Genomic DNA, 20,628 nt, shown 5'->3' on the forward strand with positions numbered 1-20,628 from the left:
GTTCTGTCGTACCTCAGATGCAGTTCATCAGCGCCGGGTGGCCAGCGAACCTAAAGAACGGAATATCGTCGTCAAACATAGGCGGCGGTTCGTTGTAATTTTGGTTGGACTTGGCTTGCTGCTGGGGTGGTCGTCCATATCCGCCCTGCTGCTGCGAGGCTGGCGCCTGCTGCTGACCGGTTCCCTGCGGCCTGCCGCCCAGCATCTGCATCACGCCGCTGAAGCCATCGACCAGCACTTCTGTGGTATAGCGCTCCTGGCCACTTTGGTCTTGCCACTTGCGGGTCTGCAGCTTGCCTTCCATATAGACCTGGGCTCCTTTCTTCAGGTACTCGCCGGCGACTTCGGCCAGCTTTCCCATCACTACGACCCGGTGCCACTCGGTGCGCTCCCTCTGCTCGCCTGTTTGCTTGTCGCGCCAGGTGTCAGAGGTTGCCAAGGTGATGTTGGCTACAGCGCCGCCGCTCGGCATGTAACGGACTTCCGGATCCTGACCGAGATGGCCGATCAGGATGACTTTGTTGATACCGCGGCTGGCCATCAGCGAGCCTCCAGAGTCTGATGGAGTTGCTGGAACTTCTCGTTTACCTGGCGCCACTGGGGATCGTTAGCTCCCTTGAGGCAGCGAATGCGGCGGGCCATGGCGAACTTGGCCTTGCTCAGCATATTGGCGCTGGCGGCGTGATGCTGGGCCTTCTTGTAGGAGAGCGCAGCATCTGCAAAGTTGCCAGACTGCTCCTGCTGGATGGCCTGGGCCATATCATCGCGGTAATTGCGTTGGTGGAGTTTGGTGCTCATCGTGTCCTCCCGGACAGTTGTTATCTGTTACATCGCAGCCAGGGTGGCCAGAATGAGTGCTGCGCCGGCCAGAATTGCCAGCCCTTCAATTTGTGCTCGTTTCAATCTCCTGGTACTCCAGCTCGTTGAAGTTGAGATACTGGGCTGGGGCCTTATCAATGGCGGCCAGCCGGATCTGTTGGTGGGTCATCGGGTGGTGCGCCTCGATGGTGCCAGTCAGGCGATCCGGCGCAGAGCCAAGTTCGGTAACGGCGCTCAGGGTGTAGCGGTAGCGGTGCATTTGCCTGCTCCTTTGGTGGTGTCTATCTGCCAGCTGTACCCGCCATGCTTTTCCTGCTGGCCGGCAAGGCAGCGGGTGATGGCAACTCTGACGAAGCCTCCCTTGGTCTCGGCGTCGGTGACACTGTCGAACCGGACCACCTGATCCCCGCAAGTGCCTATCACTGGGGTCTTGCGCCACTGCGGCGGCTTCACCACGTCCACATAGAGGCGGCGAGTGTGGCGGCCCCGGCCGTTATCCCCAACCAGACAGAAGTGCTCAACCCGGGTAGTGAAGCGGGACTCTCTGTGGATCTGCCCCATCACAATGCTGGCCTCGCTGACAGTGAGGGAGAACTCGGCGGCCACCTCGGCACTGATGGCCCCTCCCTCTCTGCCGTGAATCCACTCGGCAACGGTCTGCGCGATGCTCATTACTGTATCTCCCGGTGGTCAATGCCATACTGGCTGGCCAGTTGGCGGAGTTCGATTTCTGCTCGTTTCTTCTGGCGGCGCTTGAGAGCTTCAGCAGCCGATCGGTCTTTCTTAATCCCTTTGCTGCAGATCAGCTTCTGGCTGTTGGTGGTCATGCTGCCTCCATCAGTGCCTGGATGATTCGCTTTCCAGCCAGTGGCGGGACGGCGTTGCCTGCCATGTGAACAGTCAACCGGTGGTTGTCTGGGCGCTTGATATTGCGCGGGAAACTCATCGCCAGCAGGTTTTCTTCTGCCGTGAGCATCCGCATGCGGTCACCGTCCACGACAGCCCAGCGATCGCGGGTGGTGATGGTTCCGATCGGCCGCTCAATGCTTCGCCCGGTGCGGGTGTTGCCGTAGTAGCTCATCACGAATCTGTCGCCGTGGGCCGCTCTGCCGTTGGCAACTCGCTCCAGTGTTGCCTCTGCTCTCCCCGGCTTGGCTATCGGTGACCATCGTCCTGCTGCAAAGTCAATGAACTGAGTCGCAGGAACATGCTCCAACTTTGGCAGGTTAAGGGTTAATGGGTTTGCCGAGCGGGTGCATACGATGAACATCCGGATCCGCTCCTGCGGAACACCGAGATCCGCGCAGTTGACTACATGTGGAGCCAAGGCATAGCCGAGTGCCTGCATGGCTGCTGCCCATGCCGGATAGAGCGGCCACTCAAGGAACTCCGGCACGTTCTCTACGATGGCGGCAGGCGGGCGGTGAAACTCAAGGGCAGAGACCACGGCCCACGCTGTTGAGCGACTGGCATCATGCTGCGGGTTGCCGCTGGCTTTGCCACGCGCTTTGCTGTGCCCTTGGCAGCATGGTGAGGCGAGCAGCAGATCATGGCTCGGCACTTGCGTCCAGTCAGCCTGATGCAGGTCTTGGCAGACGTGCTGAGTGTCAGGGTGGTTCTCACTGTGCCAGTGAACAGCTTCCGGCCAGTGGTTTGCAGCCCAAAGTACTTCGCAACCAGCCATCACGGCGCCGGTAGACCAGCCACCCAACCCAGAGAACAGATCGATCGCCTTCATGCTGCCTCCCCGTTGTCGATGTGCTGTTCTTCATCCGGATGCAGCAGGTGGTGGGCCATAACGCAGGCACAAGTCAGAGTAGTGGCATCATCGCTGCCGCTGTCGATGATGTCGCGCAGGTATCCGGCCAGCAGGTTGGTGTTGCTCGGGGTGAGCAATTCAACCTCATCTACCTGGTACATCACCGCCCTGACGGCAGGGAAGTTGCGCCAGTCGGCCAGTGGCTCGATCTCGGCAAGCGGGTTCACAGGTGCGCTGGCAGCCTCTGCTTCCGGTGCTTCATTGCCCCAGCAGTCCCAACCGGCGGCAGATTCGCGGGCGAACAGCTCGATGCGCGGCACATCTCTGCAAACTGCACCGCACATTTTCTCAATGGCAACGCGGAACTCGTTCGGCTTCTGGCTGTGCTTGCCAACCTCTGCCTCGATGACGGCCCGCACTGCGCGATCCTTGATGAGCTCGCTCACCTTGCCTCGCACCCCAATCAGGGCAGATTCAGACCCAGCCCGGGTGGTGAACCCCATACCGAAGTGGGGGAGCCAGCGCTTGGTCATCTTGCGCCATACAAAGCCGTTCATGTTGACCAGGCGAAAGCCCCACGCTTTGCACAGGTCGATGGCTTCTTGCGGCATGCTGCCGACCCACCACATCACCAGCAGGCAGTGATCGTCAGCAAGCTTGGCAACCGGCAGTGCGGCCATGTCGGCCAGACTGGTGACGGTGTATTGCGCCTCGGCAGAGCTGGTCATGCTTCCGCCGGTGTTCTTGTTGTTGAACTGCCAAGCTGGATCGGCGTAGATGACGCGGTATTTGCGATCGGTGTTGAAGATGTCGATGTTCATGACAGCTCCTTTCTGGCTTTGCTGTATCTGGCCGCGTCCTCGCAGTCGTCAATGTGGCTGGCTCCATACTTCTCTCTGGCTGCATCGGCGCAGGTGTACGCCTCGTATGGGTTAAGCCCCCATGTGACCTTGCCGCAGTCAGGGCAGTTGCCGCGGGTGCGGCCGGTTGTCGGTCGCTCGCGGCGGCGCTTTGGCATGCGGATCCCGGCAACGGTGATCATGCGCCGCTCGTTGATGTTGCGAGCCTGGAATGTGCGGCGGCTGATGGACTTCACGTACTCAAGCGGGTAAAAGGCGACCTCATCGTTCCACAGGGCATGCCTTACCTCATCTGCCGTCAGGATCAACGCATCCGACAGGCAGACTGTTGAGCCCTTCTGGGCTTTCCAGTAAACGTCATTCCCGTCGAAATCACCGATACAGCAGTGGATCACATACTGATCGCAGCCTGTTACCAGGCCTGCCTTGGTGTCATCCAGATACTGGTGATCCACCCGCACGGTAACGAGCTCATCGACCAGTGCTTTGCTGAGCGGCACATCGGTATGGCGGTCGTTGATGTGGCGCTGCGCTTCTTCCAGCGTGTAGACGTGGGCTTTGTCCAAGTTTGAGGTGTAGCCATTGCCATTAAGCGCCCAGAACATGCAGGTGCTGCCTACATTGGTTCTGGTGTCGCGCAGGTAGAAGCCAGTCATGCTACCTTCTCCTGTCGCAGGTTCTGCTCAGCCGCGTTGAACTCGCTACCCAGGATCTCGGTCATCATTGGCCCAACCTTGGCACCGGTGCGCAGATAAATCGCGCCATCATGGGCAAACATGGTGAAGCCGCCGCCAAACAGCAGCTCACCCCAGTTCAGGCCCATGGACTCGTAAAGCGGATTGGCCTCCACAGATTCGGGGAACATGTCCCAGTAGCGATCCTGAAGCTCCTTTTGCTCCTTGGCTTTGCCCTGTACCTTCCCGCGTCGTGGGGCTGACAGGTAGTTCTGGTCAGGCTTGGTCCAGAGGTCTTTATCTTCGCGCTGGGAGTAGTTGTTCAGCACCAGATGGGCGCACTTGAACTGGTGCACATCACTGCTGAACTTCGGCTTGCCATCAAACTCCTTGCCAAGTGTGTTGGCTTTCTCAATCAGGACACTCTTTGCAGCCTCAAAGGCGGCGTGAGCGGCCAGCACGTTGGCATCAGTGGTTTTGTAGAAGCTGGTCATGGTCTTTCCTCACTTGTTGCGACCCGCACCCCGGATCAGGGCTTGGCCTGCTTGGCCGATTCCGCCTTCTTCGCGATCCTTGCTACTGCGCTGGCCGCCTTGAGGCACTCATCGAACACCTTCCCTTTGGCAAAGCTGGGTGTCCGGTCGAAATAGCGTTTGGCTTCAGCCACGCCCAGCGAGATCGCATGGGGGGGGAATTGCTCTTTCTCCAACGTTGCCTTGATGTGCTTGGCAATGAACTCGCTTGGGTGCATGGCTGGCTCCGCTATCTCTGAAATGGGACTCATCACACAAGCGACAGGCAAAAGGAGGCCGTGACCCGCTGTTGGGCCGCTATCGCTTGTGGGATAAGGGCCCCGTTGCCGGGGCCAGGAGAGAACATGTCGGGCTTATTGGTCAGGGCCTGGAGCCCTGTGCCAGCGTGGGCGGTGGTGCTGCCCTTGATGGCGCCGTCAGGTGGGTGACGGTTGGTGTTGCAAGTTGGTCAGCTGCCAGCCCGAGCAGCCAGATCAACATCAGGAGTAGTAACCACATGCGTTGCACCTGTGGTGAGGCTGAGCGCTTCACAGCGAGTCAGCCGTTCTTGTTGTCGGCACCGGTGCGCCCTCACGGGCAGACCTACCATTTCGAAACTGTCGCCTCTCGGCGAGGGCCTTGGTGGCGCTTCACAGCGGGACCAGGCGACCGCGTAACCCTGCGGTGGGTTGGTTGCCGGTTACCATATCCGGCGTCTCTCGCTTCAGTTAAAGGCTGCCAGCGGAATGACGGGTTCGTTGTGGTGGAGGGGCAACAACGTCCTCTATTTTTTCCCTGTGTCTCCAAGACCATTAGAGAGGTCCATTACTGGCCAAGCCAAACCTCAGCAGGAGTTTCACCACAACTGTCATTGGCACTGATTGAGCAGCAGGCTCCGATATTCCTCAGGGCTTGGTGACCGGCTCCTCGCCTCTGCCAGCATCGGTACTTAAGCTGCCTTTCGCCTAGAGCACTCCGTGCCAGTTTCGCGTCTGGTCGCGCAGTGCCAATGCAGTTGTGTTCTGGCCTTTTACATCGCCAGAGCGGATGGGTTTTCGTACCCCATGGGGCCTACCGCGGTCGGTGTCCTCACCGCTGTTACTGCCATGGCTGGGGAGCTTGAGTCGTAGTTACACTCCCATTGACGGCCTGGTTACCCAGTTACGACGCCAATAATTGGTCGGTGATAGAGGGCTCGAACCTCTGACTATCTGCTCCCAAAGCAGGCGGCATACCACTTGCCTAATCACCGATGTAGTGCGCTCACCTTCCAGCAAGCTCGGTTCGGATAAACACGCTGCGCGTATTGCTACGAACTAGGCGGGATCATGGTTGCAGCGCCGCCTCGTTGGTCTGCATCCTGCCGGTTACCCATATCCGGTGTCAGCGCTGAGGTCTTTCGACTTGCCCAACTGACGGGTTGGCTGTGGTGGCCGGTGATGTCTTCTCATGCACCATCTCGTCATTCGCGTGTGTTTCCACCCCAACGGGATCTTGTTGTCACACGGTTTCGTCCGGCGGCTGCGCTCGCCATCACCACAACCGTGGATTGCACTGGTCACCGGCTCAATCGTCCGTGGGCGCGAAGCCTCATAAGTCACCTGCAATACAATCCCGGTTGTGTCCCGGCCTTTCACCGGGTGGGTGGCTGGGGAGTCAGACCCGCCACTCGCTTCGTTCGCACTTCACTGTCTTTCCAGTTGCCAGCCGGTCACTGACCATGTTTTCCGGTCACCTTGGTCGGCACGCATTCAAGCCTTGCCAAGGGAGAGCGGGGAGGTGAGTCAGCCCGGTTGCCGGTGTTATGTCCCCAAGCGGTAGTTGGCCACCGCTGCCAGTGTTGTGCTGGCCCTCCGGCTGGGGTTGTCTTCGCACTTGGTAATTTCTTGTTTCCTTTAATGAGTCAAATACTAACCTTGGGTTTTCTTTGTGTCAAATGTAGGTTTTCATTTTTTTGGTTTTTTTTCATTTAGCCGCTTCGGGGTAAAATGAATCCTCATTCATAAGCGAAGAAGGGCGGCAAGATGGAAGCGGTAAGTAACCTGGTAGTGCTGATGTTGGTGGTGGTGATCCCCATTGCGTTCTTTGTTGGTATGGTCAACCCTGCGCGGGTAAAGGCCGCTGACCGCAAGCAGGTATTTTTCAGGGCTGTTGGCGTTTGGCTGGTTGGCTTTGTGCTGTTGATGATCGTGGTACCAAGAGATGGGAAGCCAGATCAGACTAAAGCGGATGAGGGGAGCGCTAAGGTAGAGGAAGAGCCCGCCAAGCAGCCGGAACCAGCCAGCAAATCGGTTGCGAGCTATGACAACCGACAGTTGTCCTGGTTTATTGATCTGGGTGCGGATGAGCGCCGAGAGGTGGTGGGTGATCTGGTGGCTGCTGCGGCCATAGACAGGAAGGAGACAGAGGCGTTTTATACCTGCCTGAGCGACTATGCGAGCAGCAAGTCAAAGGAACTGGGGGTAAAGGATGTTTTCGGTTGGTGCGTTCGGGAGTACAAGAACAATGCCGAGATGTTCCGGGGGCACTTCAACGAACTGGATGCCAAAGACCTGTCAGTGATGGGCTATATCATGTGCAAGCGGTTTGTTGAAACGCAGCTGCTCTCACCATCATCAGCAGATTTCCCATTCTCTTCTGATGGCGCTTGGAGTATGGGCAGGCAGCGCTATGTCTACAAGCTGCACGTTGACTCACAGAACGCCTACGGCGCCATGGTGAGAACCAACTGGCATTGTGATGTGAAGTTCAAGGGGGGCAGTGAAACTGGCGATATCAACAGTTGGACGCTCAACAACCTTGAACAGCAGTAACAAGCAGGGCGCCGAGGGCGCCCTTACTCTTCCTGCACGGCGCAACGTACCACGCCGCAGATGGCGACCTCTTCGGTCACGGGGATCATCTTGTACTGGGGGTTGAGCGGCTTGAGAAGCCATTGGCCTGCATCGCGTACCAGCTCTTTGAAGGTGGTCTCATCGCCGATCCGGGCAATCACCCGGCGGCCTGCTTCCGGCTCTACATCGGGATCTACGATCAGCACGGTTCCCTCCGGATAGGAGCGACCACCCTCGCGAGAGACCATGGAGTCCCCCTTCACTCGAACGGCATAAGCTCGGTAGCCAACTCTGACAGGGCTGGGGATCCGCTCTTCGACCTCTTGCGGCAGCGGGATATCGCCATTGCTGCAAAAGTTGCCAGCCTGCACCCAGGAGATCACCGGCACCAGAGCCACCTGGTCAGAGAATCCCTCGATGTTGCTGTCTTCACCGGTCAGCATCCACTGCACAGACCGTTCGATGATCTGGGATATCTCTCCCAGTCGCTTCACTTCCGGCAGGTTGTCGCCAGATAACCATTTGCGAATTGCAACGATAGATGGCGGATCGCGCAACAGGCTTTGCAATTTGCCAGCGCGGCCACGCTCGGCAAATCCCTTCTGTTCCAGTGCCTCATTCAGGCGCTGGGCAAACGCTATTTTGTCGGCCTCGTAACGAGCCATCTCTGAGCTTCTCGGTTGCATTTTTCGTTCCTTCTATTGTCAACGGCTTCGATGGTGAATTTCAGTTGTCGAAAAAAGAAATCCTCGGTTATCATTGGTGGCATAAAAAACCGAACAGGACGCCGTAATGAACGCGCTACTCGACCGATTCAAGACCAAAGCAGCACTAGCAAAGGTGCTGAATGTGACCCCTCCAGCCGTTCACCGCGCATTTAAACGAAATGTCGTACCGGCCACCTGGGTCCCGATTTTGCTGAAGCAAGGGTTGAGCCAATCTGACATTTCAGCCTTGCCACTAGACACCACCGCCGCCGACATTCTGGCCGCTATCGCGAACCAACAAGATCATGGAGCAGATCATGGCACAGCAAACTGAAAGTAATACGTTAAGTAAACCTCTGGTTTCTCGTCCTGATGTGCTGGCATCTGCTTACCTGCTCGGTCAGCACCACAACATCAGCGAGCTGGCTCGCCTGATGGGCAAGGGTGCCACCGTGCTGGCCAACAAGCTCAACCCGGATTGCGACAGCCATCACCTGAACCTGGGTGAAGCTGTCGCAATCACCGAGCTCACCGGTGACAACCGGATTCTGGAAGCTTGGGCTGCCAGCCGCGGCAAAGCGCTGGTTGACCTGCCGGCCGGGGTCGTCAGCGATGATGACCTGGTGGAGCAGGTGCTGCTGGCCCAGTCGGTGTTCGGCAAGCTCATGCAGTCGATCCACGACGCCCGGGCTGATGGCGTGATCGACCGGATGGAGCACGGCCAGATTGAACGGATCGGCACTCAGGCCGCCGAGCATGTGCTGGGGCTGATCCGCACCACCGCCGTCAACGTGCGGACCCTGCCGGCCACCGCCGGCAAGTAGAAACAAGGTGGCCCCGCACTGCGCTAACAGTCGGGGCCAGGTTCAAACATCGAAAGAGGATGTGAACATGGAAAAGCATACGGATAACAATGCCTTTGAGCAAGGGTTCAATCTCATGCCTATGGTCGAGCGGCCGCGCCAAGAGTGGCCCCGACGTCAACGCAGGCGCAGCGTCATTCCCCCCATACTGCCAAGGCTGGTGAGCAGCCAGAGCGGCACCTTCCTGGTGTATGGCGGGTTTCGTCGCGGCATCAAGATCCCGGTCTCCCCAGAACAGGCAAGCCGCCACCTTGAGTGTCTGATGCAACTTCTCCGGGAGGTGAGTCATGGGTGAGGTGATCAGACTGGCGGCCCCTGCGGTCGCCCCAATTACGCGAGGTTGCAACGTGGACGATAACGCCCGCACCGGCTTTCGCCTGTTCTACCGCAGCATGAAGAATGCGGCCTGGTACCGGGATGTGGCCAAGAAGGCAGTGATGTTTCACCTGATCCTTGAGGTGGCTCACGAACAGCGTTGCGTGGTTTTTGGCGGCAAACGAGTGCAGCTTAGCCGCGGGCAGCTGGTGTGCTCGGCCAAGAGCCTGGGGCAGGAGTGCGGCATCTCTGAAGATCAGGCCCGCCGGGCGTTGGAGTTCTTCAAGAACGACGGTGCGATCAGCTGTGTTGGCGCCCGTGGTAAGGGTGGTTACACCGTAGTCACATTGCTCAATTTTGATGCTTATCAGCGCGGATTATCGCAAATATTTAGCGCGGAATATGACGCTGATTCTGAGGCCGCGCCATTACTGGGGTTTGATGGTGGCTTGCAAAGTGGCGGCGCGGATTTACCCGCCGAACAACACGCCGAAGACTATATCAGTAAGAACATAAAGAAAGATCTTAAAGACTCTTCGTCGCAACTCGCTGACGCGACTTTCGACAAGCAGAGTGAACAGCGTATCGCTGATGAGCGTGTCACTGCTACTGCCCCCCTCTCTGTAGAGCCTGCGGTGGAGCCCAAGACCCGGGTTATCCCAGAGGCCGCAATCCAAACCCCCAATGGTAAGTCATGGGGAACCGCTGAAGACCTGCAGACCGCTCAGTGGATGTTCAAGCGGGTGCAGGTGATCGCTCCGACCGCGCTCGAGCCGAACTGGGCGCAGTGGGCCAACGTGATCCGCCTGATGCGTGAACTGGACCTGCGCAGTCACCGGGATATCTGCGAGCAGTATGACTGGGTGAGCCGGGATGCATTCTGGTGCAGCAACGTGCTGTCCCCCCAGAAGCTGCGCCAGAAGTGGGACCAGCTCACAGCCAAGCGCAATGCGGCGCCGGCAAGCCGCGGGGCAGGTGACCAGCATACCGACCTGACAAGGTCGATGACTGCTGACGAGCTGAATCGCCGGATGCAGGAGGGGTTCTGATGAGCATGAAACCACTCGGCACCTTGCTCAGCGAGATCGCCAACTCACCGGCCATTGAGGCGGTTAACCAGCAACAGCAGCGCCCGCTTACCGATCGGGACACGCAGATGGTCTCGATGCTGTTCGAGCAGCTGAAGATTGTTTTCCCAGCATGGAAGCATGCATATCCAACCGATGATTCCCAGCGCCGCGCCTTGGCCGAGTGGACTCGGGCGTTGGTGGATGCCGGTTGCACCAGCCGCGATCAACTGCAGCTTGGAATGCGGGTAGCACGTGAACAGGAGATCCCTTTCTTCCCGAGCACCGGCATGTTCATCAAGTGGTGCCAAATCACCCCAGAGGCCATCGGCTTGCCGACCGTAGAGCAGGCATTAGCTGATGTCGTTCGCCACCGCAAGAGCCATCCGGCAGTGGTGATCGCCGCTCGAGCCACCCGCTTTGAGCGCCAGACACTGACGGCAGACGAATACCGCAAGGTTTTCGCCCAGGCCTATGACCAGGTCGTGCGCCGGGTGATGGCTGGTGAGGACGTTGAGGCCGAGGTGCTGAAGGGTCTACCGACCAGAGAGCAGATCCGGCACAGCCCTGAGTTTTACCAGCAGGCCGGCCAGCGCGGTGTGGCCCAGCTCAAAGCCCTGTTCAAGCGTGGAGGATGTGCATGATGGCCAGTCAATTCAATGCGAATGCCGAGCGTGATGTGCGTGAGGCGGAGTTCTGCCGGGTTGCCATCTATCCGCCAGTGCGGGGTTGGGTGGGCGAGCGGGTGCACCTGGAGGTGTCGAACTCGCTGGATACGCTGGGCCAGACCGATGCGGCGACTGCCGCCGGTTATTACCTGGTGACGGATGGGGCCGAGGGGGCGCGGGCGGAAGCTGCGCGGATCCGGGGCAAGGCGGTGGAGTTGGTGAGGATGGGATCATGAGTAAACATGGCAAGGAGCCGTGGAATGCCGTTGAAGTAAAACGGGATGAGGATGAGCTCATTCAAATTCGTGCATCAAATGGAGCCATCATCGCTCGCCTCTGGATTGATGTTGACGACAAGCAATTCAGTGACGAACAGCGTGAAAATGCAAGCCGCATCGTGGCCTGTGTTAATGCGTGCCGAGGTCTGCCGACAGATGAGTTGGAGCAGAAAGGGCTTGTGGCTGCCGTCGGCAACCAATTGCTGGATCTGGAGAGTCTGTACGACGACCTGATGGTGGCGCTGGAGGAAATCGCCGGGTGCGACCCATATCACCATTCATCCGCTGGAACCATCGCCAGAGCAGCTATCGCTAAGGCCAAAGGCGGTGCCGCATGATGCACTACTACGCCCAGCACACGGCGACCCGAGATTGGTACGCCCCGGTGCTGACCATCGAGGAGGTGGAGCGCACCAGGGAGGCGGGGATCCCGATCTTTATGGCGCTCTACCAGATTATGGAGTCTGGATTTGATCCGGTGGCCAAGCAGGCTGCCGACGTTGTCGGGGCGGCGCTGACCCGCGCAGCCCGTTACACCACCACCGGGAGGGGGAGGAGCAGATGAGCCTTGAATGGATGTTTCTGGGATTGGCGCTGGCCTGGCTGGCGTTGCTGGGGATGGTGTGGCTGACCCTGCGCCAGTGGCTGGCACAGGAGGTCGGCCCTGAACTGGAGTGGGACGAGTTCGAGGAGGAGCCGCGGTTGGTATCGGCCTGCCGAGAATTGAGCGAGCTGGCGGCCAGAACCCGGGAGGCCAGCCATGGCTAAGGCGGGGCTTCTGGTGATGCTGGTGTTTGTGGCGCTGTTCATGGCTGCAAACCTGTCGGCGGGCTCCCCCGCCGTGAACAACCTGGCCGAGGAGGCCCGTGATGACCAATAAGCCACAGGTGGGGGCAGGGCAGATATTGCTGGAAGGGGTAAAGGTCTACGTGGCTGGCCCCATGACCGGTTTGCCGGAGTTCAACCGGCCGGCGTTCTTTGCCGCAGAGGCGCACCTGAAGTCGCTGGGCGCCCAGGTGATGAACCCGGCGATCCTGCCAGATGGTTGGAGCCATGAGGCCTACATGCGGATCGCCATCCCAATGCTGATGGAGTGCGAGGCGGTGGCCTTTCTCCCCGGCTGGCAGCAGAGCAGTGGGGCCCGCCGAGAGTTCACCAGGGCGCAGGCGTTTGGTCTCGATCTGTATCAGTTGAGCGTTGGTGACGTGGCCGGGCAAATCTGGATCAATGGCATTGAACTACTGGATATTTAAACAGTATTATTTGACCAAAGCCTACATCATGACAATCGGGAGAGTGACATGCAGGTGTTGAGTTTTGACAGTGAAGAGTTCGGCAAGGTGCGCCTGATCCAGGAAGATGGGCGAGTGCTGTTCTGCGCTGTCGATGTGTGCAAGGCGTTGGGCTACAGCAATGCGCGGGATGCCGTGAAGCGCCATGTGGATGAAGGGGATGTCGTGAAACGCGACACCCCCACAACCAGCGGGGTGCAGGAGGTGTCATTCCTCGATGAGGGCGGGGTCTACGCACTGATCTTCGGCAGCAAATTGCCGGCGGCCAAGGCCTTCAAGCGGTGGGTCACCGGTGAAGTCCTGCCGTCCTTGCGCACGACCGGCCAGTACCAGGTACCCACCGGTCCGACGGTCAATGTGGAGGCGGTACAGGTCGAGCTGCTGTTTGCCGAGACCGCCGCCCGCATGCTGAACGTCAGCAACTCCGGCAAGCTGGGCATGCTGCAGACCATCCAGCGCCAGCATGGCCTGCCGAACCTGCTGCCATCCTACGCCATCGACGCGCCGAGCGACGCCACTGACGGCAGTTCGCGTGCCACCTTCTCGGCCACCGAAGGCCTGAAACAGCACGGGGTGACCATGGGGGTGCGTTACTTCAACGCGCTGCTGGAGTCGAAAGGGCTGATCGTCAAGATGAGCCGGCCGTCCAGCAAGACCCCGGACAAGCAGAAGGAGTTCTGGTCGATCACGCCAGCCGGGCTGCGTTATGGCAAGAACATCGTGGATCCGCGCTGCCAGCGTGAGACGGCGCCGCACTGGTACCAGAGCCGCTTTGCCGATCTGCTGGCAAAGGTCGGCCTGGGGAAGGTGGCGGCATGAGCCAGGTCACTCACGAGCTGAAGATCGCTCCCCGCTACTTCGCTGCGGTCATCGCAGGGGATAAGACCTTCGAGATCCGGGATAATAGCGATCGTGACTTCCAAAGGGGTGATCTGGTGGTGCTGCGGGAGTTCGACAGCACTATCAGCCTGGCGGCCACACTCTGTTACACCGGCAAGTCAGTCACCAAAGTGATCACCTACGTCACGGATTACGCACAACAGCCAGGTTTTGTCGTCTTTGCGATGGCAGAGCCGGCTCTTTCTTCTGAGGAGCATGCAGTATGAATACCCCAAGTCTGGTCGCCGTCGTCGATATCGAGACGCTCGGCAAGGGAGCTGATGCTGTGATCGGCTCCATCGGGGTGGTGATTGTCGATGTCACTCGGCTGCAGGCCATTGATGAGTTCTACTGCCGGATCGATCTGGCGCAGGGCCGCCAGCGCGATGACGACACCTTGGCATTCTGGGAGCAGCAAAAGGCGGAGAGTCCAGCGGCCTGGGAGGAGATGTTCGGCAATGCAGGCCGGCTGTTCCTGGTGGATGCGCTGCAGGCGCTGTCCAACTTCTTGTCCCGACACTTCAGCAAGGCGGCCGCCGTCGAGTTGATGGGCAACGGCAGTGAGTTTGACAACGTGCTGCTGGCGGATGCCTACCGGCAGTGGGGTGTGGAGCAGCCATGGGGGTTCAGAGGTAACCAGAGCCTTCGGACTGCCGTCTGGATGGGCCGAGTGCTGCTTGGGATTGACCCCAAGTACCAGCGGCCATTTGATGGGATCCGCCATCACGCTCTGCATGATGCCCGCCATGAAGCCGCCTACCTGATCGACATCTTGGCCGGCTTCAAACGTGAGTTGGGCTACTTCGAGGCTGAGGCATGAACCTTCCCTGTGGTTTGTCACTGCGGCCCTACAGCGGGCCGTTCGCCGGGTCCCTGCACCACGTAGTGGACAGCAACGGGGTGGTTGTGCGCAATGCCACCGTGCTGGAGGTGGAACTGGCGGCCGCCCTGCATGAGCTGGAGCGATCTGCCGAGGTGATGCAGCATGCTGCTGCCACCGGCATGACGCCGGAGGCGCTGGCCTTCGCGGCAGAAAGGGCCGCTCACTCTGCCAGCCGGATCCGGCAGGAGGTATCCGGCCATGACATTCAATCTGGCGCGGCTTCCTGAAGGGGACCGTCAGAGGGTACAATTGGATAAGCAGGCGGCCCTCCTTGTGTGGCGGTGCCGCCTCGGCCAGGCGAGTCGCGATGATGTCGCCAAGGCCATCACTCAACAGCCAGCGGAGTACCAGGAGTATTTTCGCGATCGGCTGAACCACTACCGTGAGGTAAAGGGGTCACATGATCAGTAAATTCACGAGCCGCAGCGCGGCCAGAGCGCAGCACCTGCAGCAGCAGGCCAACAACCCCGCCGGGGCCGCCATCAATGCCAGCGCCGAGCTGTTCCGTTCCATCGACACCGCCTGCCCGGGCCTGACAGCCGCCGAGGCTGCTCGCCGGGTTATCGCATCCGAAGCAGCCGCCCTGCGCCGTACGGCCAGTTATCAGCTTCTGGCCCGTCTTGGCCCGCTGCTCGACAAGTTGGAGATGGTGGAGAAGCTGGGATGATGCCGACCCATCCGGTCTTTGTGCCAGAGATGGGGGTGGTGCTGCTGAAGGTGGGGGAGGAGCTGGCCAAGCTGCGCACCTCACTCTCCAACCGCCCGGCGGTGCTCGTCCCTGCTCCAGAAGGGGGTGATCTGCTGGCCCAGTTCCCTGAGCTGGCCAGGGCCCTGCTCAATCCCGCCATCGTCAAGGCTGCCGGCGGCGAGCTGGCCTTGCGCAGCGTGGGCCAGTGCCTGATCGGCCATGACTGCATCGGGGAGTCGGTCATCACCGAGATGGGCGGCTTGCCGCTGCCTCTGTGCTGGCACCACGATAACGAGTTCCGCGACGGCCAGTTGCCGTTCGACCCAGGTCAGCATGCCGAGGCGATCGCCCGGGCGCTGCTGACCAAGGTGGCCGGCTGGTGCGGGGTGCAGCTTGCCCAGTTGCAGGCACGGGATCTCTGTTGGTGGGCCAGCGTGTACAAGGTGCAGGGGCATCTGCCGATCGCCGTTGTTCGCCATGCCTGCCGCTTGCCGGCGCTGGAGCCAGAGCGGGTGCTGGTGCCCGGGCGCGGTTATCGGGAGACTGATTCCCGCTATCGGGTGAACCAAGAGGCCCTGCTGGAGCAGGATCCGCTGGCAGAGCTGCGCGGCAGGATCAAGGCCAAGCCGGTGGTGAAGGCCATCGACCCAGAGCCGCCTATGCTGCACATCCCCCGCCCCAAGATGAAGCGGTGGGAGTCGGCCAACTATCTGGCGTTCGTGCGCCAGCTGCCCTGCGTGGTGACCGGCCAGACCGATGGCATTGAGGCGCACCATGTGGTGGGGCACGGACTCAGCGTGATGGGCAGCAAGACCCATGACCTGATGACCTTTCCGCTCTGCCACCAGGCACACATGGAATTGCACAACAATGGCTGGCAGCAGTGGGAGCAAGCCCACGGCAGCCAGCTGGATCACGTCGCGATGACGTTAAACAAGGCCGCCGGCCTGGGAGTGTTTGGATGACGCCATACAGTGGAAGGGTGGTGAAGGCGCGGGCCCGCCCGCAGCCGGTGCCGGGCTCGATGAACAAGACCGAGGAGGCCTATGCCGGCCACCTGCGTCAGCTGATGCTGGCAGGGGAGGTGCTGCACTTCGAGTTTGAGCCGCTCAAACTGCGGCTGGCCGATAAGACCTTCTACACCCCGGATTTCATGGTGGTGCGCGGGGATGGGCTGATCGAGCTGCACGAGGTGAAAGGGTTCTGGGAGGACGATGCCCGGGTCAAGATCAAGGTGGCAGCCAAGCAGCACTGGATGTTCACCTTCGTCGGGGTACAGCGCAAAGGCGCCTGCTGGTCACTGGAGGCATTCTGATGAGGCTCGAGTACGCAATTTCCATCGGTTCGCCGCGCTCGGTGATGATCCAGGCGATTCAATCTCGTTCGACAGGAGCCAGCCATTTGACCAAGGCGGATGTTCTGGGGGCCCTTGGTCTGGTGCAGAAATATGAGGCCGTTGGCCTGGCACTGGTGATGGCCCGCTACACCAAGGACAAGGAGAGCCACCGCAAGGCGGTGATCGGGGTGATGGCCGAGTGCAGCAAGCTGGCGCCGAAGTACGTGGGGGCCATCAAGGAGCGCCGGCAAGGTCTGGCACTCAAAGCGCTGGCTGCGCTGGCGGTTCAGCACTTCTGCCGCACCGTGGACACCCCGGGGGCGGCCTGTCACCCTCAGTTCTGCCGGGGGCGCGGGGTGATCCGTGATCTGGAGCTGAGCCGGCTGCACGGCAAGGCCATCGACAAGACCTGTCCGCGCTGCAATGGTACCGGCCTGCGCCCGATCCCGGGCACCCAGGTGCGCCGCGCCATCGAACCCCTGCTTGGCTCCATGACCCGCAATGAGTGGGAACAGCAGTGGTATCCGCTCTATCAGGCGGTGCTGGCATGGTGCCATGTGCAGGAGAGTGAGGTGGAAGCCTTCTACAAGCGAGTGACGGCGGCATAGTGGCGTAGATGCTCATCTATCAGCTGGTTTTTGTGTGTGCCACCAGATGTTTTTTCTGGCGGCTTTTTCACTCAAGAACTCAAAGAAAATCAGTGTCTAAATACGCTTTGAATTTTATGCGCAAAGCAGAGAAGGTTTTTTGGTGATTTGTGGACCAGCATTCGAATCGCTGTCGAGTTGCACTATGTCAACAACACAGGTAGTATTTGCAATGTAAAATAGTTGCGTCAAACGGCGTAAAAAAGGGGCCTAAGCCCCTTGCATATCAAATGATTATTTTGACCAGCTCTATGTGTTCAAGGCCGCCAAGCATGTGAACCCAAAGATGCGTCAAAGTTTGTTCAAAAGCTAACGTCAGTAAAACGTCTATTAGCTTACCAAGTAGCCACTTCATATATCGATGTGAAGTGGCTTTCTTTTTGTCGTTTTTCCGACTTGCGGTGTCGTCGTCGAGCATCATGCTCTCCTTCTGTTGGTGGGGTTGTAACAATCGTGTAAACGGGGATATTCATCTCATTCTCCTTGCGCAGTGATTTGCCGTGTGGCGGCATCATCAAGCTATGGCCATTTGGGCCTGATATGCTATTTTCCGATCATTCTTGTTGTTGGACAAGGCATGATTATCAATGTGACGAGAGTTTGACCGGTAAGCTTACGATTTCGCATTGTTAAGGTGGCAGCTATCTTGATGATCACCGAGGGAATCCCGTGAGAGCGACATGGATAGCAAATTGAAAGAGCCTGCATTAAAGGTGGCTGGGTGGGGTTTGCTCTATGGCGACTTCTTCGACCTTTACGATGTCGCGGCGGCGTTTGACATCCCCAGCGCACAGGCGGTCCAGCTGATGAACTACCTGCGGACCTCTGATTGGGTGGACAAGTCCGTGAAGGTTCGCCGTGGATTGAGGGAAGAGGGGAAGGCGCCAAAGCGCATTTTCATCAAGGTGCTGTGCATTCATCAGGAACCGGCACCCAGGGTGGAGAAGGTCCCGTCAGATCCAAAGTGGAAGCCGATTCAGCAGCAGTTGACAAAGCTGGTGAAGTTTATGCCTTCACCGCGGGGAGCTCGTTGAAACAGGTGGTGTAGCGGGGGCTGAGCTGTTCTCGCTTCATCATCCACTCTCTGGTGTCCCGGCCTCGAGCCGCAAAGTAGACCTTCCCCAACCGCCCTCTGTTGATCTTGTCGATGACCTGCATCAGCGCCTCACTGCGTGGGGCTTGCTGGTCGCCGGCGAACAGATCGCCCTGCTGCATGCCCATCGGGGTGAAGTCGGCCAGCATCACGCCTCCTTTCTGGTACCGCTGCTCATCTCGCCAGATACGGGGAAGCAGGGCAGGGATCTGGGCCAGTAGTGCCCGGGTGTCATGGGTGGGCATGGCCAACCTGGTGCTCACCTGGTTGCCGTAATAGGGTGCCTTGTCGCTGAATGGGCTGGTACGGATGAACAGGGTGACATGGCGGCAGCACATGCCCTCGGCTCGCAGCTTTTCTGCTGCCCGTTCCATATAGCCGGCGAGCGCCTGGTGCATGGGGCCGATCTGGGTGATGCGCTCCCCGAAACTTCGGCTGCAGATGATCTGCTGTTTGGCCTGCGCAAGCTGCTCGAGGTCAGCACAGGGGATCCCCCGCAGCTCCTGCACCGTTCTCTCCACCACGACCCCATATTGGCGCCGCAGGCTCTTTGGGTCGGCAGCGACCAGTTCGGCCACAGTGCGGATCCCCTGAGACTCCAGCCTGGCCGTCAGCCGCCGGCCAATCCCCCAGACTTCCTCGATCGGGGTGATGGCCATCAGCCTGGCCCGCCTGGCTTCGTCGCGCAGGTCCACCACGCCACCGGTGGCCGGCCACTTCTTGGCGGCATAGTTGGCAAGCTTGGCCAGCGTCTTGGTGGGGCCGATGCCGACTCCTACGGTGAGGCCGGTCCACTGCTGCACCCGTTCGCGGATCTGTCGGCCATAGGCCACCAGGTTGCCTGCCCAGCTTTCGCTCAGCTCAACAAACGCCTCGTCAATGCTGTAGACCTCCACTGCTGGCGCCATCCCTTCCAGGATGGTCATCACCCGCTGGGACATGTCGCCATAGAGGGCATAGTTGCTGGAGAACCAGATCCCGCCCATCGCCTCGAAGAACTGGCGGATCTGGAAGTAGGGGACCCCCATTTTGATGCCAATGGCTTTTGCCTCGGCCGAGCGGGCCACCACGCAGCCATCATTGTTGGAGAGCACCACGATAGGCCGCCCCTTCAGATCAGGCCGAAACAGGCGTTCGCAGGAGGCGTAGAAGTTGTTCACATCTACCAGGGCGATGGCGGTGGGCATGGTCTACCCCAGCTTGGTCTTGTGGAGCACGAAAGTGACAACGCCGAATATCTCCAGCTCCTGCCCTTCTTGCGGATAAATCGGAGGAAAATCGGGGTTGGCCGGCAGTAGGGCTGGCCGGGGCGTTTCCTGCAGTTCCTTGACGGTGAACTCGCCATCCAGGCAGGCCAGCACGATGGCTCCGTGGCGGGCCTTTACCGCCCTGTCGATAACCAGCAGGTCACCGTCATGGATCCCCTTCCTGACCATGCTGTGCCCACTGGCGCGCACGTAGAATGTGGCGGCCGGATGCTCGACGCAGATCTGATTCAGGTCGATGGTCTGCTCCACATAGTCTTGGGCCGGGCTGGGGAAGCCACAGGTGACAGGCGACAGGAACAGCGGCAGCTCAAGGCTGTCGGGTGATGGGTGCGGGATAGCAAGCATGGTTGTGGCTCTCACTGTGTTTTTGTACAGTATAGCAAGGGCCCTTGCCGTCCGCATCAGGTGCCAGTTGGGTTAACGCGGGTTTGCCGAGGCAGCCTTTCACCACATTAAAATCATTTTAGCGGCTAAAAATGTACTGTTGTGACAAACCCATATTCTGTATCGGTAAAACATTTTTAAAATACTATATAAGCAATGCATAGATGCTTTAGGCGCCGACAGGCTGGTTCCGTTAAAGTGTTTAAGCAACTAACTCGCTTAAACTCTTTTTTGTGGAGGATGATACCAGTCTTAAAATCATTTTATAGCATCTGCCAATGGTTACTTTTGGTGCACATGAACACCCTAACAATCAATATTAAAAATCTGATGCTGAACAACCGGCCCTGATTATTTGATTTTGTGATGATGTCATCATGCTGAGCGCACAAAAGTAGATAGTCCATTAAAGTCAGGTGGCATGCAGGTTCTGAGGTGGTTGAGGTGATTGAGTTGGTTCGATTGGGGCTTGTGTGCCCGGCGCCGCCCCCCATCAAGATTGCAATCTTGATGGGTAATCAGCCTAAAAGCCTTTAATGCAGCTGTGTTGGCGTGAGTGGCCAGCAACCATGGTTTGATGCGATGGGTAAGGCCAGTTAGGCCGACCATGGTGTAGCGGATAGTGGCAATGTTTATATCATGTATAAAAAACATTGTTATCTATTATTGTCGTGACGCTTCAATGATGGATAGTCTGATATTTCACGTATTGCTTTTATGTTTTACATAAACTCAAGTTCATAAATTTCTTAACTATAATCTACAGGCAGTAGAAAAATGCTACAGAGAGTAGCGTTGTTCC

35 protein-coding genes and 1 tRNA gene are annotated in these 20,628 nt (G+C 58.8%); 21 read left to right on the forward strand and 15 right to left on the reverse strand.

Going from position 1 to position 20,628, the window contains the following annotated elements:
* Positions 1 to 13: 13 nt before the first annotated feature.
* The 11 genes from I6L38_RS01595 to I6L38_RS01645 form a co-directional block, all read right to left on the reverse strand.
* A complete protein-coding gene (locus I6L38_RS01595) occupies positions 14 to 541 on the reverse strand; it encodes a single-stranded DNA-binding protein (RefSeq protein WP_216989038.1) in 528 nt (175 codons plus the stop codon).
* Positions 541 to 798: a hypothetical protein gene (locus tag I6L38_RS01600; RefSeq protein WP_060388594.1), complete on the reverse strand. Its 258-nt coding sequence runs from the start codon at positions 796 to 798 to the stop codon at positions 541 to 543. The genes I6L38_RS01595 and I6L38_RS01600 overlap by 1 nt, the downstream gene beginning before the upstream one ends.
* Positions 799 to 883: 85 nt before the next feature.
* Positions 884 to 1,078, reverse strand: a complete 195-nt coding sequence (locus tag I6L38_RS01605) for a hypothetical protein (RefSeq protein ID WP_216989039.1) — start codon at positions 1,076 to 1,078, stop codon at positions 884 to 886.
* A complete protein-coding gene (locus tag I6L38_RS01610; protein ID WP_216989040.1) occupies positions 1,054 to 1,491 on the reverse strand; it encodes a hypothetical protein in 438 nt (145 codons plus the stop codon). Before I6L38_RS01610 ends, I6L38_RS01605 begins: the two co-directional genes overlap by 25 nt.
* On the reverse strand, positions 1,491 to 1,646 hold the full coding sequence (locus I6L38_RS01615) for a hypothetical protein (RefSeq protein WP_216989041.1): 156 nt from the start codon (positions 1,644 to 1,646) through the stop codon (positions 1,491 to 1,493). Before I6L38_RS01615 ends, I6L38_RS01610 begins: the two co-directional genes overlap by 1 nt.
* A complete protein-coding gene (locus I6L38_RS01620) occupies positions 1,643 to 2,557 on the reverse strand; it encodes a DNA cytosine methyltransferase (RefSeq protein WP_216989042.1) in 915 nt (304 codons plus the stop codon). The genes I6L38_RS01615 and I6L38_RS01620 overlap by 4 nt, the downstream gene beginning before the upstream one ends.
* Entirely contained in the window at positions 2,554 to 3,399 is an 846-nt protein-coding gene (locus tag I6L38_RS01625; RefSeq protein ID WP_216989043.1) for an MT-A70 family methyltransferase, read from the reverse strand. The genes I6L38_RS01620 and I6L38_RS01625 overlap by 4 nt, the downstream gene beginning before the upstream one ends.
* The gene (locus tag I6L38_RS01630; RefSeq protein WP_216989044.1) at positions 3,396 to 4,094 is read right to left on the reverse strand and encodes a hypothetical protein; all 699 of its coding nucleotides are present in this window, start codon (positions 4,092 to 4,094) and stop codon (positions 3,396 to 3,398) included. Before I6L38_RS01630 ends, I6L38_RS01625 begins: the two co-directional genes overlap by 4 nt.
* Positions 4,091 to 4,606 carry a hypothetical protein gene (locus tag I6L38_RS01635; protein WP_216989045.1) on the reverse strand — a complete coding sequence of 172 codons (516 nt, stop codon included), beginning with the start codon at positions 4,604 to 4,606 and terminating at the stop codon, positions 4,091 to 4,093. The genes I6L38_RS01630 and I6L38_RS01635 overlap by 4 nt, the downstream gene beginning before the upstream one ends.
* A 35-nt stretch (positions 4,607 to 4,641) precedes the next feature.
* On the reverse strand, positions 4,642 to 4,863 hold the full coding sequence (locus I6L38_RS01640) for a hypothetical protein (protein WP_216989046.1): 222 nt from the start codon (positions 4,861 to 4,863) through the stop codon (positions 4,642 to 4,644).
* A 938-nt stretch (positions 4,864 to 5,801) separates the two neighbouring features.
* Positions 5,802 to 5,876, reverse strand: a tRNA-Pro gene (locus tag I6L38_RS01645).
* 772 nt (positions 5,877 to 6,648) lie between these two features.
* On the opposite strand from I6L38_RS01645, the gene I6L38_RS01650 reads away from it, so the two are divergent.
* Complete coding sequence (locus tag I6L38_RS01650; RefSeq protein WP_216989047.1) at positions 6,649 to 7,437, forward strand: hypothetical protein; 789 nt, start codon at positions 6,649 to 6,651, stop codon at positions 7,435 to 7,437.
* Between the two features lie 23 nt (positions 7,438 to 7,460).
* Here I6L38_RS01650 and I6L38_RS01655 read toward each other — a convergent pair whose 3' ends face one another.
* Complete coding sequence (locus I6L38_RS01655; RefSeq protein WP_216989048.1) at positions 7,461 to 8,144, reverse strand: LexA family transcriptional regulator; 684 nt, start codon at positions 8,142 to 8,144, stop codon at positions 7,461 to 7,463.
* Positions 8,145 to 8,250: 106 nt separating this feature from the next.
* On the opposite strand from I6L38_RS01655, the gene I6L38_RS01660 reads away from it, so the two are divergent.
* The 19 genes from I6L38_RS01660 to I6L38_RS01750 all read left to right on the forward strand — a co-directional run bounded on the left by I6L38_RS01660 (position 8,251) and on the right by I6L38_RS01750 (position 17,042).
* Positions 8,251 to 8,499 carry a hypothetical protein gene (locus tag I6L38_RS01660; protein ID WP_216989049.1) on the forward strand — a complete coding sequence of 83 codons (249 nt, stop codon included), beginning with the start codon at positions 8,251 to 8,253 and terminating at the stop codon, positions 8,497 to 8,499.
* Positions 8,483 to 8,989 (forward strand): phage regulatory CII family protein, encoded by a 507-nt coding sequence (locus I6L38_RS01665; protein ID WP_216989050.1) that lies wholly within the window; start codon positions 8,483 to 8,485, stop codon positions 8,987 to 8,989. Before I6L38_RS01660 ends, I6L38_RS01665 begins: the two co-directional genes overlap by 17 nt.
* 67 nt (positions 8,990 to 9,056) lie before the next feature.
* Positions 9,057 to 9,323: a hypothetical protein gene (locus tag I6L38_RS01670; RefSeq protein ID WP_254204176.1), complete on the forward strand. Its 267-nt coding sequence runs from the start codon at positions 9,057 to 9,059 to the stop codon at positions 9,321 to 9,323.
* On the forward strand, positions 9,316 to 10,392 hold the full coding sequence (locus I6L38_RS01675) for a hypothetical protein (protein WP_216989051.1): 1,077 nt from the start codon (positions 9,316 to 9,318) through the stop codon (positions 10,390 to 10,392). The genes I6L38_RS01670 and I6L38_RS01675 overlap by 8 nt, the downstream gene beginning before the upstream one ends.
* A complete protein-coding gene (locus I6L38_RS01680) occupies positions 10,392 to 11,054 on the forward strand; it encodes a replication protein P (RefSeq protein ID WP_216989052.1) in 663 nt (220 codons plus the stop codon). The genes I6L38_RS01675 and I6L38_RS01680 overlap by 1 nt, the downstream gene beginning before the upstream one ends.
* The gene (locus tag I6L38_RS01685) at positions 11,051 to 11,314 is read left to right on the forward strand and encodes a hypothetical protein (protein WP_254204177.1); all 264 of its coding nucleotides are present in this window, start codon (positions 11,051 to 11,053) and stop codon (positions 11,312 to 11,314) included. Before I6L38_RS01680 ends, I6L38_RS01685 begins: the two co-directional genes overlap by 4 nt.
* Positions 11,311 to 11,694 (forward strand): hypothetical protein, encoded by a 384-nt coding sequence (locus I6L38_RS01690; protein WP_216989053.1) that lies wholly within the window; start codon positions 11,311 to 11,313, stop codon positions 11,692 to 11,694. The genes I6L38_RS01685 and I6L38_RS01690 overlap by 4 nt, the downstream gene beginning before the upstream one ends.
* Complete coding sequence (locus tag I6L38_RS01695) at positions 11,691 to 11,921, forward strand: hypothetical protein (protein WP_076362432.1); 231 nt, start codon at positions 11,691 to 11,693, stop codon at positions 11,919 to 11,921. The genes I6L38_RS01690 and I6L38_RS01695 overlap by 4 nt, the downstream gene beginning before the upstream one ends.
* On the forward strand, positions 11,918 to 12,124 hold the full coding sequence (locus I6L38_RS01700; RefSeq protein WP_216989054.1) for a hypothetical protein: 207 nt from the start codon (positions 11,918 to 11,920) through the stop codon (positions 12,122 to 12,124). Before I6L38_RS01695 ends, I6L38_RS01700 begins: the two co-directional genes overlap by 4 nt.
* A 101-nt stretch (positions 12,125 to 12,225) precedes the next feature.
* Positions 12,226 to 12,609 carry a DUF4406 domain-containing protein gene (locus I6L38_RS01705; RefSeq protein WP_216989055.1) on the forward strand — a complete coding sequence of 128 codons (384 nt, stop codon included), beginning with the start codon at positions 12,226 to 12,228 and terminating at the stop codon, positions 12,607 to 12,609.
* 48 nt (positions 12,610 to 12,657) lie between these two features.
* The gene (locus tag I6L38_RS01710) at positions 12,658 to 13,467 is read left to right on the forward strand and encodes a Bro-N domain-containing protein (RefSeq protein WP_182951501.1); all 810 of its coding nucleotides are present in this window, start codon (positions 12,658 to 12,660) and stop codon (positions 13,465 to 13,467) included.
* Positions 13,464 to 13,754, forward strand: a complete 291-nt coding sequence (locus I6L38_RS01715; RefSeq protein ID WP_216989056.1) for a DUF3850 domain-containing protein — start codon at positions 13,464 to 13,466, stop codon at positions 13,752 to 13,754. The genes I6L38_RS01710 and I6L38_RS01715 overlap by 4 nt, the downstream gene beginning before the upstream one ends.
* Positions 13,751 to 14,347, forward strand: a complete 597-nt coding sequence (locus tag I6L38_RS01720; protein WP_216989057.1) for a 3'-5' exonuclease — start codon at positions 13,751 to 13,753, stop codon at positions 14,345 to 14,347. The genes I6L38_RS01715 and I6L38_RS01720 overlap by 4 nt, the downstream gene beginning before the upstream one ends.
* Positions 14,344 to 14,637 (forward strand): hypothetical protein, encoded by a 294-nt coding sequence (locus I6L38_RS01725; RefSeq protein ID WP_211067169.1) that lies wholly within the window; start codon positions 14,344 to 14,346, stop codon positions 14,635 to 14,637. The genes I6L38_RS01720 and I6L38_RS01725 overlap by 4 nt, the downstream gene beginning before the upstream one ends.
* Positions 14,609 to 14,821, forward strand: a complete 213-nt coding sequence (locus I6L38_RS22760; RefSeq protein ID WP_216989058.1) for a DUF3283 family protein — start codon at positions 14,609 to 14,611, stop codon at positions 14,819 to 14,821. Before I6L38_RS01725 ends, I6L38_RS22760 begins: the two co-directional genes overlap by 29 nt.
* Positions 14,811 to 15,077, forward strand: a complete 267-nt coding sequence (locus I6L38_RS01735; RefSeq protein ID WP_254204178.1) for a hypothetical protein — start codon at positions 14,811 to 14,813, stop codon at positions 15,075 to 15,077. Before I6L38_RS22760 ends, I6L38_RS01735 begins: the two co-directional genes overlap by 11 nt.
* A complete protein-coding gene (locus I6L38_RS01740; protein ID WP_216989059.1) occupies positions 15,074 to 16,063 on the forward strand; it encodes a DUF968 domain-containing protein in 990 nt (329 codons plus the stop codon). The genes I6L38_RS01735 and I6L38_RS01740 overlap by 4 nt, the downstream gene beginning before the upstream one ends.
* Positions 16,060 to 16,413, forward strand: coding sequence for a DUF1064 domain-containing protein (locus I6L38_RS01745; protein ID WP_254204179.1), 354 nt, complete (start codon positions 16,060 to 16,062; stop codon positions 16,411 to 16,413). Before I6L38_RS01740 ends, I6L38_RS01745 begins: the two co-directional genes overlap by 4 nt.
* A gap of 86 nt (positions 16,414 to 16,499) precedes the next feature.
* Positions 16,500 to 17,042 (forward strand): antitermination protein, encoded by a 543-nt coding sequence (locus I6L38_RS01750; protein ID WP_254204180.1) that lies wholly within the window; start codon positions 16,500 to 16,502, stop codon positions 17,040 to 17,042.
* Between the two features lie 265 nt (positions 17,043 to 17,307).
* Here the strand turns inward: I6L38_RS01750 and I6L38_RS01755 are convergent, their stop codons facing one another.
* A complete protein-coding gene (locus I6L38_RS01755) occupies positions 17,308 to 17,502 on the reverse strand; it encodes a hypothetical protein (RefSeq protein ID WP_216989061.1) in 195 nt (64 codons plus the stop codon).
* A 259-nt stretch (positions 17,503 to 17,761) separates the two neighbouring features.
* Between I6L38_RS01755 and I6L38_RS01760 the strand changes: the two genes are divergently transcribed.
* Positions 17,762 to 18,115, forward strand: a complete 354-nt coding sequence (locus tag I6L38_RS01760; RefSeq protein ID WP_216989062.1) for a hypothetical protein — start codon at positions 17,762 to 17,764, stop codon at positions 18,113 to 18,115.
* Here the strand turns inward: I6L38_RS01760 and umuC are convergent.
* Both umuC and umuD read right to left on the reverse strand, forming a co-directional pair.
* A complete protein-coding gene (umuC, locus tag I6L38_RS01765; RefSeq protein ID WP_216989063.1) occupies positions 18,087 to 19,361 on the reverse strand; it encodes a translesion error-prone DNA polymerase V subunit UmuC in 1,275 nt (424 codons plus the stop codon). The genes I6L38_RS01760 and umuC overlap by 29 nt on opposite strands.
* 3 nt (positions 19,362 to 19,364) lie before the next feature.
* On the reverse strand, positions 19,365 to 19,787 hold the full coding sequence (gene umuD, locus I6L38_RS01770; protein ID WP_216989064.1) for a translesion error-prone DNA polymerase V autoproteolytic subunit: 423 nt from the start codon (positions 19,785 to 19,787) through the stop codon (positions 19,365 to 19,367).
* Positions 19,788 to 20,628: the final 841 nt, after the last annotated feature.

The organism is Aeromonas sp. FDAARGOS 1408 (assembly GCF_019048665.1).
In the GTDB taxonomy this organism is placed as follows: Bacteria; Pseudomonadota; Gammaproteobacteria; order Enterobacterales; family Aeromonadaceae; genus Aeromonas; species Aeromonas dhakensis.